Annotated in this window: 11 protein-coding genes and 1 tRNA gene; all 12 read right to left on the bottom strand. The window is 36.9% G+C overall.

The features are described 5' to 3' along the window. Positions 1 to 7: 7 nt before the first annotated feature. Positions 8 to 454, bottom strand: coding sequence for a 50S ribosomal protein L11 (gene rplK, locus F3J23_RS00525; protein WP_045501113.1), 447 nt, complete (start codon positions 452 to 454; stop codon positions 8 to 10). Between the two features lie 275 nt (positions 455 to 729). Then, positions 730 to 2,358 carry a T9SS type A sorting domain-containing protein gene (locus F3J23_RS00520; protein WP_167022489.1) on the bottom strand — a complete coding sequence of 543 codons (1,629 nt, stop codon included), beginning with the start codon at positions 2,356 to 2,358 and terminating at the stop codon, positions 730 to 732. 143 nt (positions 2,359 to 2,501) lie between these two features. Then, positions 2,502 to 4,058, bottom strand: coding sequence for a LuxR C-terminal-related transcriptional regulator (locus F3J23_RS00515; RefSeq protein ID WP_167022485.1), 1,557 nt, complete (start codon positions 4,056 to 4,058; stop codon positions 2,502 to 2,504). A gap of 167 nt (positions 4,059 to 4,225) precedes the next feature. Then, on the bottom strand, positions 4,226 to 4,894 hold the full coding sequence (locus F3J23_RS00510; RefSeq protein ID WP_167022482.1) for a hypothetical protein: 669 nt from the start codon (positions 4,892 to 4,894) through the stop codon (positions 4,226 to 4,228). 10 nt (positions 4,895 to 4,904) lie between these two features. Beyond that, a complete protein-coding gene (locus F3J23_RS00505; protein WP_167022479.1) occupies positions 4,905 to 5,552 on the bottom strand; it encodes a hypothetical protein in 648 nt (215 codons plus the stop codon). Positions 5,553 to 5,569: 17 nt separating this feature from the next. After that, the gene (locus F3J23_RS00500; RefSeq protein WP_167022476.1) at positions 5,570 to 6,187 is read right to left on the bottom strand and encodes a hypothetical protein; all 618 of its coding nucleotides are present in this window, start codon (positions 6,185 to 6,187) and stop codon (positions 5,570 to 5,572) included. 378 nt (positions 6,188 to 6,565) lie between these two features. Continuing rightward, complete coding sequence (gene nusG, locus F3J23_RS00495) at positions 6,566 to 7,108, bottom strand: transcription termination/antitermination protein NusG (RefSeq protein WP_065395256.1); 543 nt, start codon at positions 7,106 to 7,108, stop codon at positions 6,566 to 6,568. Positions 7,109 to 7,128: 20 nt separating this feature from the next. Next, complete coding sequence (gene secE, locus F3J23_RS00490) at positions 7,129 to 7,335, bottom strand: preprotein translocase subunit SecE (protein WP_045501119.1); 207 nt, start codon at positions 7,333 to 7,335, stop codon at positions 7,129 to 7,131. 12 nt (positions 7,336 to 7,347) lie between these two features. Continuing rightward, positions 7,348 to 7,418: transfer RNA gene (locus F3J23_RS00485), tRNA-Trp, on the bottom strand. Positions 7,419 to 7,477: 59 nt separating this feature from the next. Then, positions 7,478 to 8,665 carry an elongation factor Tu gene (tuf, locus tag F3J23_RS00480; protein WP_034693176.1) on the bottom strand — a complete coding sequence of 396 codons (1,188 nt, stop codon included), beginning with the start codon at positions 8,663 to 8,665 and terminating at the stop codon, positions 7,478 to 7,480. 254 nt (positions 8,666 to 8,919) lie between these two features. After that, complete coding sequence (locus tag F3J23_RS00475; protein ID WP_167022474.1) at positions 8,920 to 12,018, bottom strand: efflux RND transporter permease subunit; 3,099 nt, start codon at positions 12,016 to 12,018, stop codon at positions 8,920 to 8,922. Positions 12,019 to 12,040: 22 nt separating this feature from the next. Further along, positions 12,041 to 13,126 carry an efflux RND transporter periplasmic adaptor subunit gene (locus F3J23_RS00470; RefSeq protein WP_167022471.1) on the bottom strand — a complete coding sequence of 362 codons (1,086 nt, stop codon included), beginning with the start codon at positions 13,124 to 13,126 and terminating at the stop codon, positions 12,041 to 12,043.

The following is a 13,126-nucleotide window of genomic DNA, read 5'->3' as shown; positions in this document are numbered from 1 at the left end:
TTAGGTTTTAAGCGTTAAAAGTTGGTTTAGTTCCTGTTACTCTTAATCCCATAGATCTAGCAGTACCTGCAACCATAGAAACCGCAGAGTCCATTGTAAAACAGTTAAGATCCGCCATTTTATCTTCAGCGATTTTCTTTACTTGTTCCCAAGTTACAGCACCTACTTTGTTTCTGTTTGGTTCACCAGAACCTCCCTTGATCTTAGCCGCATCCATTAACTGGATTGCTGCAGGTGGAGTTTTAATAACGAATTCAAAAGATTTGTCTTCGTATACTGTAATTACTACAGGTAAAACTTGCCCTGGCTTATCTTGGGTTCTTCCGTTAAATTGCTTACAAAACTCCATGATGTTCACACCTGCAGAACCTAATGCTGGACCTACTGGTGGAGAAGGGTTAGCTGCGCCACCTTTCACCTGAAGCTTTACCATTTTAAAGACTTTCTTAGCCATTGTTTGTTTTTTAAATTTGAATAATTAATGAGTTTGGAAGCATTTATTATTCAGTAGGTTATCTTACTCACCTATGACAAGCCTACTTTTTGGACTGCAAAAGTATAAAATATTTTTGAAACTACAAACGGATATTGCTGATTTTTAAAAAGTTTTAGAAAATAATTTATATTCACAAATGATTCTCCGCCAATCTGTTCATATCATAAATAAGAAAAGAAGAGCAGATCTCTGCCCTTCTCTCTAACTAATTCTATTATTACTATTTTGAACTATTATTTTTTAATAAATTTCTTGCTTTCTTCCTTCCCTTTTATTTTTAATATATACATTCCTTTTACCAGATCCCTCACTTCAATCTCTCCCTGTTTCGCAGATCCTGATTTTACCAGTTGGCCAGCAGCATTATAAATACTGAAATCCTGATCTCTTATTCCTTTTATATGAATAACATCCACAGCAGGATTAGGGTAAATATCCATATCTGAATTTTTAATTGCAATATCCTGTGCAGCCATGGTCCCGGCTGGCAATATCAGATTTTGGGCATAGATTGCTGGTGTATTATCTGAACTTTTCTTTTCCTGAAACACCACTACACTTTGGCCGTCCACCGGCCTTAGAACATTAGGATAAGATTTGGAAGCTGAAAAAGTGGCCATCGGAAGGTATTGCTGAGGCCACGAGAAATTTCCATCACTTTCCAGCATCACAGCATTTAAAGAAACATTAAGAGATGTAGGAGTTTCTTTTTTCTGCACTACAAAAAAAGGTTTATTATTTACCAGCTGCAGCTCACCGTAATGGAACATCGAAATATTATCAATAGGAAATACCTGTTTTGCATGATCTGTCAGGAGTCTTGCTCCTGTATTTTTATCAAATTTCTGTATAAACTCTCCATTCTCTCCCTGTGATGAAGAACTATAATTCGACATTGACCAGATATAAGAAGATCCTTGAGCAAAGGCAATCTTCATATCTTTTTCGAAATAAGTCTGATTAGTATCGAAATCTACTCCTACAGTTCCCCATGGAAGACTTCCATCTGAATTAACCCTCTGAAGATATCCGTCAAATCTCATACTTTCGCCACTGCTGAATCCATAATACACTACATCTCCGTCTACAGCTCCTGAATATTTCGCGTTGTAAGCCGTAGATTTGGAGGTAATCTGCTTCGCTCCATCCCACAAAATTGCTCCGTTTTTTAAACTTATTTTCTGAGCGAACAAATAACTCGTTGTTCCAAAAGAAAGCTGTTTGTGAAAAATAATCTCGCATTCGCTATTTGACAGTTCGTAAAGATCAGCCGGAATTGTATTCTTGGTAGTATCATCAGCAAGAATCTGAACAGGGCTTGCCCAGACCGCCTGCCCCGAAGGATTAAACATTTGTACTTTGGTATATTTCTGACTTGGCGGAAAATATCCTACCACAATATTTCCATCAGACAATGGTAAAACTGTAGGCAGATAAGCCTCTCCTAAACTAATACCATTCGGCCATACAGAAGTTCCCTGGGGAGTAATTTTGAAAACAAATCCCGGATTTCCGGCCCCTGTTCCCGTAACTCCAATATAAAGATTGTCATTAGCATCTACTGCAGTTCTTTCAACAACAGTATAAGTACTCATGGGAATCTGATCTGTAATTTTAATCCCATCTGTTCCAAGCATTTTATTCCCCAATTTATCCAGGATCTGTAATCTCAGTTCGAAATTCACCGGAGCCGGCACGCTTTTCCAATATCCTATATATGTTTTGCCATCACTTGTAGTAGCCGCAAAAGAGGACCCTCCGGGGCTTGAAACCAGAAGATTCTGATCAAGAGCTGAATTCCATTGGGATTTTCCCAAAAAGCATAGGGATAAGGTTATAAAAAGAGTAAGTAATTTTTTCATAGCGGTATTGTTTTAAATATGAAACAAAGGAATACAATCCTTTCAAATCTTATTAAAAATCACCCACACAATTACCACATAAGCAGTAAAAACCACCACACTATTTCCACACACATGAAAATAAAATAATGATTATCAAAAACTTACAATTCATTCAAATATTGAGCAAGATCTTCTTTTGTATTAGTCAGATTCATTTTTTTTCTGAGTCTGGTTCTTGAATTTTCTATAGTTTTCGGAGTTACATTCAGAAGATTGGAAATTTCTTTTGTAGATAATTTAAGCTTCAACATCGCAGCCAATCTTTTATCATAATTGGTAAGCCCAGGATGCCTGCGATCCAGATTTTCATAAAATGATTCATGAACATTAAGGAAATGGTATTCGAAATCTCCCCAGGAGTCCTGTTTAGTATTCAGCTTAATTTCATTGATAATTCTTGAAACTTCATCAATTTCACTGTCTTTCAATTTAGATTTTAAAACATTCACCTGCTCCAAAAGAGATTTGAAGATTTCTTCTATTTTGGATTGTTCCATAGATTTATAGACAAGCATTTTCTCTTTCATTTGATTATCAATTTCCAGCTGTTTTTCCCGGTTTTCAATCAGTTTCTTTTCAAGCCGTAACTTTTCAGCTTTGTTTCTGAAATTGATAAGCCATAAAATACAAATGATTAAAACCAACAGAAGAATGATTACCATGATCACATAGAGCATATTCTCTCTGTCTTGTTCAATTTTATCAATTCTTTTCTGCAATTCATAATCCTGCTTTACTTTCAGCCTTTCTACATTCACTGCCTTTTCTTCTATATTCAACAGGTTTCTTATAGAATCATATTGCGCAAAAGTTTCAGTGGAAAGTTTATACTCTTTATTTAGCTGGTATGCCTGATACAATGTTTTTAAATAATTGGTATTGTCAAAACTTACAGCATTCGGCACAACATACTTTCCAACGTTTTTTGCATAGAATAATGCTTTTTCCTGATGGTGTATTGATATGTAGAAATTAGCCAGATTATAATTAACCTGATAATTTGACTTCTCATCATCAATATGATTATTTTTAAGAATATCTTTTGCTTCCAGTAAATAACTTTCTGCTTTCACCGTATTTCCTTCAATGAAATTAAGCTTCCCAAAATTTGAAAATACGAAAGCTTTAAGAACAGGGTTATTATAATTTTCAAAGATCATCAAACTTTTTTCAAAATAATATCTTGAAGAATCCAGCTTTGATAAAACCAGATATCCGTTTCCGAGATTATTCAGTGCTTTGATAGTTTCCGTTTGCTTCTTCTGTTTCTGGTAAAAATTCAGAAGTTTTTTATAGTAAGAAATTGCTCTTTTGGTATCATTGAGCTGAGAGTAGATGTAAGCAAATATCCCATCTATTTTTGCGGTTTTTTCTTCATCTTTATCCAGAAATAAATGATACGCTCTTGCAGAATAATCCAATGCGAGATCAAAATAATTGACATCACTGTAAATTTTGGCTGCTTCTATGTAAAAGTCGCCCAAATCTTTCTCAGAAACTTTTTTTCTGGCTTGTTGTATATTCAGTTCTGCTTTTGGCCAATCTTTAAATTTTATATCATTGGCAACCCTTATATATTCTTCATATTCTTTCTTATCCTGGCCAAAACAGAATCCCCCAAGGCTTAGCATCAATATAAAAAGTAAATATTTCCCCATAAAATATATTTCAATATAAAATTATAAAATCATTTAAGAAAATGACATACAATATAACACAAAGCCAACCAATATGATAAAAAAATAAACATTTCACAAAAAAGCCACAAAAAAACCGGCCATTTAAAATAAATGGCCGGTTATGATTTTTATGATGAAAGCAATTTTTAAAAACCTGCTGGTTTACTAATGGTTTTGGTAGAGCCGTCTGTTCCACCCAAATCCTCAGTAATATCATTAAAGTTTTGTTTTGTGATGAGTCTTTTATAAGCCATCAGATAAAATTCTACTGTAAAGTTATTATATGTTCTGGCAGGATTAGCAGATGTAAGCGCTATAAGCCGGCTGTTGGTAAAGCCTGCCTTAAGATGCCATGTTCCGTTACTTTTGAATGCAATAACTTCAGGAGATCCCTGGCGGTTATCATTTGTCCCGTTATCTCCATAATCTAAAGCAACACTAGTAGTACCATCATTAAGCTTGAATGAATAATTATGTACGATAAGAAGGAAATTGTTAGCATCAATTTTAGTATCGTAATCTGTAATACCTGCTCCCGACACTCCTGTCAGAGTAAGCTTCAGATAATTAAACAAACCACTGCTTTCAAGGGTTGGATCATATAATTGTAAAGAATTCTGAGAAGTAGCCAGAAAGCTACCTCCCGTCATGGTAGGTTCTCCCGGATTTCTAAGATACAAAGCATTGGTACGGGTATCCCCGTTTACGTCAAGAGTCTGTGTAGGATTGATTGTTTTAATTCCCACTCTTCCGGTCTGAGCATTTAGGAGAATACCCAGAAACATGATTGTGATAATATAAATCTTTCTTTTCATATTTGTTTTTTTATTGAAGTCCTAAAGGAGTATTTGTTGAAACACCTGAATATACTGGTGAAGCTGATGCTGATACCGAGCCATTGAATGTACCCCAGTCTTTTACCAAAGATCTTTCAAAAACATTCAGTGTAAGTGTCCATGTACCATTAGCAGAAGATACAGTTCCTGCACCTTTAAATGCAAGGTTAATAGCGTGGTATGTCTTCCCGCCGCTTGTTACCGGTGTAACTTCAGTAGAATATGCTCCAAAAGATTTAGGAGTAGTTGTAGTATTAGCAGCAGAAATAGCATTGGTAAAAACAGCTCCGGTAATTGCTACTACATATTTACTGGTTTCAAGTCCTGTATTCAAACTTACAACTTCATCCTGATTCACATTGGTTAAAACAATTTTATAAGCATTCACAGGAGCAACATTTCTAAGAGAAATATCCAGCAATTTCACCTTTCCTACCGGGCTGGTATCTTTAGAACGGGTTAAAAGAAAATAGTTTCCTCCTGCCGCAGAATTTACCGTATCAATAAGATAAGATTCAACCAGAGTTTCTCCTTCAACATCCAGAGTGGATTGTGGTGTTTTAGTATTTATACCTACCTGTGCTCCAGCAGTTAAAAAAGCTCCAACCGCAAGGACAAATGTGATAATTTTTTTCATTCTATTATGTTTTTATTTTATTGAATCAAAGGAGCGGCAGCGGCTCCGGTAGTTAAAGCACCCATTGCCTGGGTAGGGTTAAGTTCTTTTGCATAAGCTCGGTCAAAAACAAGAAGGTTAAGCGTCCAAACTCCGGTAGGGAATGAGTTATCAGGAGCAAATCCCTGATAGTCCGCTTTCAGCTTCCATGTTCCTCCTGAGGAATAGGCAAAGATTTGTGGAACAGGAGTCAGCCAGTCTGCGGAAAAGGTTCTTACCGGTTGCGTAAATCCAAATGATGAGATTACTACCAGAAACTTATTGGAATTGATTTTAGTATCAAACTGGTTTACCCAGTCTTTATCCGTAGCATCGCAGGTAATTTTAAACTGGATAAGATTGATAGGTGCCGGGGAATTCGGTACGAAAGAATCGTTATAAGCAGTAATCTTATTTTCGGGAGCGGGAGACTTAATGATAAAAGTATAGTTTTCATTGGTCCCCAGTTTTTCCAGAGGGGTTTTGAAATACATCCCGGATGTCTTCATGGTTCCGTTTACGGATAAGGTTTTTTCAGGAGTATTTGTGTTAATACCTACCTGAGCATTGGAAAATACAGCACTTGCAAGAAGTACTGTCGAAATAATCTTCGTCATTGTTTTGTGTGTTTATGTGGTTAACTAATTTTCCCCAATCCTTTTTATATCTTAAACTCATACGAAACATTATACTCATGTTTCATGCATGGTATATTGTTAAAATATAAAAAGGCTTATGGATTAATTAATTTATTGCTAACAAAAAACATGCCATATGTAAAAAAAACAAAAAATAATTGTTTATTTTAAACAATCAGCACTATATTATCCCTAATTAGTGAAAATTAAACTATAAGATACTATAATAAATAAAAATTCAACAATATGGGATAAAAATAACGACAGAACTAAAATTAAACCCGGATTATTACATAAATAAAAACAAAAAAACGACCACTTCAATAAGTGGCCGTTTATATTTTATATAAGTATTTGTTATACTTTTTCTACTTGCATGTAGCTTAGTTCCATTGGAGTTTTTCTACCGAAAATTAATACAGAAACTTCAATTTTCTTTTTGTCTTCAAGAATTTTCTCAACTGTACCATTGAATCCGTTGAAAGGTCCATCGATTACTTTCACATTTTCACCTACTACATATGGAATTTCAACATCGCTTGCAAATTCTGAAAGTTCATCCATTCTTCCAAGCATTCTGTTCACTTCAGATTTTCTCATTGGAACAGGATCCCCTCCTTTTGTTAAGCTTAAGAAAGAAATAACTCCAGGAATATTTTTGATAACGTGAGGAATCTCTCCCATCAACTCAGCTTCAATCATTAAGTATCCAGGATAGTAAGGTCTTTCTTTAGGAACTTTTTTACCGTTTCTAATCTGGATTACCTTTTCCATAGGAATAACCACTTGAGTAACGTACTGTTCAAACCCTAAACGTTTGATTTCTGTCTCAATATAGTTTTTCACTTTATTTTCCTGTCCGCTGATTGCTTTCAGCACATACCATTTCAATTCGCTCATTATGGGAAAATACTTTTTAATTAATTGAACAAGTTGATTAGCATTCCAATGATGTTGCTGATTGATTTAGAAAACAATTCATCAACTCCAAAAGTAAATAATGCCAGAATCACTGTCGCAATAGTCACTACAATTGTAGATGACTGAAGGTCAGCCCATTTTGGCCATTCAACCTTATGTCTGAATTCGTTATAAGAACCTTTTAAAAAATCGACAAATGAACTCATAATTTATATTTGCACGGGCACAAGGATTCGAACCCTGATCAACGGTTTTGGAGACCGGTATCCTACCATTGGACGATGCCCGTAGTTAAAAAGCTTCCGTAAAGAGGTTCCTTACGGAAGCTTTTATATTGTTTAAAGATGATTAGTCGATGATTTCAGTTACCTGACCTGCACCTACTGTTCTACCACCTTCTCTGATCGCGAATCTAAGACCCTCGTTAAGAGCGATTGGCTGAAGTAATTCAACAGTGATTGTTAAGTTATCACCAGGCATTACCATTTCAACACCTTCTGGTAAGAAGATCTCACCTGTAACGTCAGTAGTTCTTACGTAGAACTGAGGACGGTACTTGTTGTGGAATGGAGTGTGACGTCCACCTTCTTCTTTAGAAAGGATATAAACCTCAGCTTTGAATTTTTTGTGTGGCTTAACTGAATCTTTCTTAGCGATAACCATACCTCTCTTGATGTCAGTTTTTTCAATACCTCTCAACAATAGACCTACGTTATCACCAGCTTCACCTCTGTCTAGGATTTTTCTGAACATCTCAACTCCTGTAATAGTAGAAGTTAATTTTTCATCACCCATACCTACGATATCAACTGGATCACCAGTGTTGATAACACCAGCCTCGATTCTACCAGTTGCTACAGTACCTCTACCTGTAATAGAGAATACGTCTTCGATTGGCATCAAGAATGGCTTATCCTGATCTCTAACAGGCTGCTCGATCCAAGTATCAACTGCATCCATTAATTCTTCAACAGTTTTAACCCACTTCTCGTCTCCGTTAAGAGCACCAAGAGCAGATCCTTGGATTACTGGAGAGTTATCTCCGTCATATTCGTAAGTAGATAATAAATCTCTAAGTTCAAGTTCAACAAGCTCTAAAAGCTCAGCATCATCCACCATGTCAACTTTGTTCATGAAAACAACGATTCTTGGTACGTTTACCTGACGGCAAAGTAGGATGTGCTCTCTAGTTTGAGGCATTGGTCCATCAGTTGCAGCACATACTAAGATAGCTCCATCCATCTGAGCAGCACCAGTTACCATGTTCTTAACATAGTCGGCGTGACCTGGACAGTCAACGTGTGCATAGTGTCTGTTTTCAGTTTCGTACTCGATGTGAGCTGTATTAATAGTGATACCTCTTTCTTTTTCTTCTGGAGCAGAGTCAATCGCAGAGAAGTCTTTTTTCTCAGCAAGACCTTTGTTAGCTAATACACTACTGATAGCTGCAGTAAGCGTAGTTTTACCATGGTCAACGTGACCAATAGTACCAATGTTCAAGTGTGGTTTGTTACGATTAAACGTTTCCTTTGCCATGATTTAAAATTATTTATTTATTGTTTTTCAAATTTTCGGTGTGCAAATATAATGAATTTTTAAATACCAAAAACTTTTTATTAAAAAAACTTTCAATATTATCATCCCATAAAGGACAAACCTTATATTTTAACGTATTGAGACTGCAAATTTACACATTTTTCCTGATTGAAAAAAACTTTCTGAAAGCTTTTATAAAAAAGCCTGAAATACAGAATATTCCAGGCTCGATTAATATATAAAATGAAAGATAATTAAATCTGACTGTGCTTTTTTGGCCTGTTGAAGATCCAGAAAATAATCGGAAAAATAAGTAGTGTAAGTATTGTAGCTGTAATAAGTCCTCCAATAATTACAATAGCAAGAGGTTTCTGAGATTCTGAACCAATTCCGGTGGATAAAGCAGCCGGCATAAGCCCGATGGATGCCATAAGCGCCGTCATAATCACGGGTCTGGTTCTGGATTTTACTCCACTCAATATGGCATTGTCTATATCAAGTCCGTTTTTAACGTTCTGATGAAATTCCGTGATAAGGATTACCCCGTTCTGAATACAGATTCCCAGAAGAGCAATCATTCCTACTCCGGCAGAGATTCCAAAATTGATTCCGGTAACGTGCAATGCAATAATTCCTCCAATTAATGCAAAAGGTACATTAGCAAGTACCAGGAGCGAGTCTTTCATATTCCCGAATAGGATAAACAACAGGAAGAAAATCATCAGGATACTCACCGGAACTACCTGCGTCAGTCTGTGGGAAGCACGCTGCTGGTTCTCAAACTGGCCTGTCCATCCTACGGAATATCCGTCAGGAAGCTCAATAGTTGCCACTTTTTTCTGAGCATCAGCAATGGTTCCTCCAAGGTCTCGGTCTCGGATTGAGAATTTCACCCCGATATATCTTTTAATATTATCTCTGTAAATAAATGCAGCTCCATTGTCTTTTACGATATTACTGATTTCTTTTAAAGGAATCTTTGCACCATCCTGTGTAGGAACCATCAAAGCGGCAATATCATTTTCATTGGTTCTGTATTCTTGTGAATAACGAAGACGGATCGGAAATTTTCTTTCTCCGTCAAACATTTCAGAAGCTGTCTTTCCTCCGAATGCCATTTCAAGTACTGCCTGTGCGTCTGCCGGCATTACCCCATAAGCGGCCATTTTATCTCTATCCAGTACCACACTTACTTCCGGCTGCCCAATATTTTTAATGATCCCCGGATCTTTTACTCCGTCTACATCTTTAATTTTCGTTAAAACCTCATGAGCCAGTTTATCCAATGTCTCCAGATTGTCTCCATAGATCTTAATACCATTTTCCGCTTTAAAACCTGCTACGGCTTCTGCCACGTTGTCAGAAATCGGCTGGGAATAGTTAAATGTGATCCCCTGATAACTTCGTAATTTCTGATCAATTTCATTAATCAGTTCATCATAAGTAATCTTTCGTTTCCATTCTTCCCTTGGTTTCAGGTTAACGGCAAACTGTACAAATCCGAATCCGTTGGGATCTGTTCCGTCATTACTTCTTCCCGTCTGGGCAAGAACATCTGTAACTTCGGAAAAACTCATAATATCTTTCTTAAGCAGATCTGCCGTTTTCAACGATTCTTTCAGTGATGAACTCATAGGCATTTCGGCAGTGATCCAAAGGGAACCTTCATTCAGCTGAGGCAAGAATTCCGTTCCCAGGAATTTACCGGAGAATAAAGTCAAAGCAAGAAACGAGATGGCAACAATCATACTTGTTCTCTTATGCTTATAGGTTAAATTAAAACCTTTTAGAACAATTCTATCCCAGAAATTTACAAATGGGTTATTCTTTTCTTTTACATTTTTATTTAAAAGGATATGAGAAAGAACAGGTACAAGTGTCAATGTAAATATCAGTGCTCCCATTAATGCAAATCCAAGCGTAAATGCTAAAGGAGAGAACATTTTTCCTTCTACTTTCTGGAACGAGAATATCGGAATCAGGGAAGTGATGATAATCAGTTTTGAAAAGAAGATCGCCTTTCCTAAGCCGGTTCCCGTCTGCTTAATCCAGCCGCCTTTGGCCAGTTTGTTGAATTTTTCCATTCCGTACCGGTGGGCTTTATGATCGAGCATTACAAAGAGTCCTTCCACCATGACGACGGCTCCGTCAATAATAATACCGAAGTCTACGGCCCCTAATGAAAGCAGGTTAGCACTCATCCCGGCCAGTTTTAAACATAAAAAGGCAAACAGTAAAGACAATGGAATAATAATAGAAACAATTAATGTTGTTCTCCAGTCTGCCATAAAGATCAAAACAATTACCGTTACCAGTACAATTCCTTCAATAAGATTATGCATTACGGTATACGTTGTAAAATCCATCAGGTTATCTCTGTCATAGAACGTAACCATTTTTACATCTTTCGGAAGAATCTTTTCATTAAGCTCTTTAATTTTAGCTTTTACTCCTACCAGTACTTCTCTTGGGTTTTCTCCTTTTCTCATCACCACGATTCCTTCTACGGTATCATCATGATTATTTAAGGCCGCCTGCCCTACTCTTGGCATCGAGCTTTCATGAACTTCTGCTACATTTTTTACCAGTACAGGGTTTCCACTGTCATTTTGAATGGTAATATTTCCGATATCAGCAACTGATTTTACCAAACCGATTCCTCTTACCACATAAGCCTGACCATTTTTTTCAATCACATCACCTCCCACATTCAGGTTGCTTTTGGTAACAGCATCATACACCTGAAGAGGGGTAAGATTATATTTATCCAGGGCTCTCGGATCTATACTTAATTCGAAAACTTTATCCTGCCCTCCAAAAACGTTGATATCTGCCACTCCGGGTACTCCTCTCAGAGCACGGTCTATCACCCAGTTTTGCAATGTAAGCAATGAACGGGAGTCTTTTGTTTTACTTTCCAGAGTATATCTGAAAATTTCTCCGGTTGGCCCGTAGGGTGGCTGTACTTCAGGATCTACCTCATCAGGAAGGCTAATGGTTCTTAATTGGTTATTGACCTGATTTCTGGCAAAAGTATCATCCACCCCATCGTCAAACAGAATTTTAACAATGGAGAGTCCAAACATCGTGGTACTTCTCACACTGGTTTTCTTCTGAACCGGGCTCATCGCCAATTCGATGGGGGTAGTTACAAAACGTTCTACTTCTTCTGCACTACGCCCATTCCATTGTGTAATGATAACAATCTGGGTATTGGTTACATCCGGAAAAGCTTCAATGGGCATATTTTTGAAACTTATAAATCCGGATATCGCTAAAACAGCCACCCAGATAAAGGTAAAAGCTTTATTTTTTAACGAAAAAGCGATTATATTTTTAATAAATTTATTCATGATAAAGTAAGAGGTGTTAAGGTTAGCTGTTCAGAGAACGATAGATCAACAGCTGATTGTTAGTAATCACTTCCTCTCCTTCTTTAAGACCATCTGCAATATAGGTAATATCACCGACCTGCTTCAGCACCTTGATTTCTCTGATTTTCACATCCGTTCTTGATTTGAAAATCACTACAAAGCTTTTATTATCATCAAAGATCACCGCTTTAGACGGAACGGTCAGCATACTGTTGCTTTCCAGGCTGGAGACTTTTATGGTTGCCTTACTGTCCGGAATCAAAAGGCCATTGGCGTTATCCAGGACTACTCTTGCCTGCATGGCATTGGTTTGCGGATCAATGATCTTAAATATTTTATCAATTTTCCCGTCAAAAAATTTATCCGGGTAAGACAGCGTAGATACCTGAGCTTTCATTCCAAGGCTGATCTTATCAATATCGGATTCATTAACGTTCATAATAGCCCATACATTAGTGGTATTGGCAACGTCAAAGATATTATCACTTCTATCGCTTCTCAGCTGCATATCTTTATTGATACTTTTCTGAACAATATAACCGCTGATAGGGGCAACTACACTGTAAATATTTCCGGTTTTCACATTATACACCGTACTTACGGCTGTTGCTCTCTGTAACTGGTCTTCCGCTTTTTGCAGCTGACTTTTTGCTTCCAGTACATCTCTTTCGGTATTCAGTTTCCCTTCATACAATTCCTTCGCGACACGAAGATTATTTTTTGCCACTACCAAGTCTGTTTTAGCATCACTTACATCTTTCTGGATCTCTGCCAGCTCGGTACTTCTGATGGTTGCCAGCACCTGTCCTTTTTTCACATAGTCCCCCAGTTCTACATTTACACTCATCACGTTTCCTCCCACCAGTGGATAAACATCTATATAACTGTTTTTATCTGCGGAGATCTTTCCGTAAAAGCTATATTCATCTTCTATGTTCTTTTTTTCTACTTTTGCTAAGGAAATGGAGTTCAACATGGTGTTGCTCAGTTCAAATCCTTTTTTAGGCTGATTGGTTTTTACTTCTTCTTTTTTTGCGCAAGCTGCTAAAGAAAGGACCATCAATATGGGAATAATATATGTTTTCAT

The sequence above is a fragment of the Chryseobacterium sp. Tr-659 genome (assembly GCF_011752975.1).
In the GTDB taxonomy this organism is placed as follows: Bacteria; Bacteroidota; Bacteroidia; order Flavobacteriales; family Weeksellaceae; genus Chryseobacterium.
Note: the sequence above shows the minus strand (reverse complement) of the source record. Positions and strands in the feature narration are given on the sequence as shown.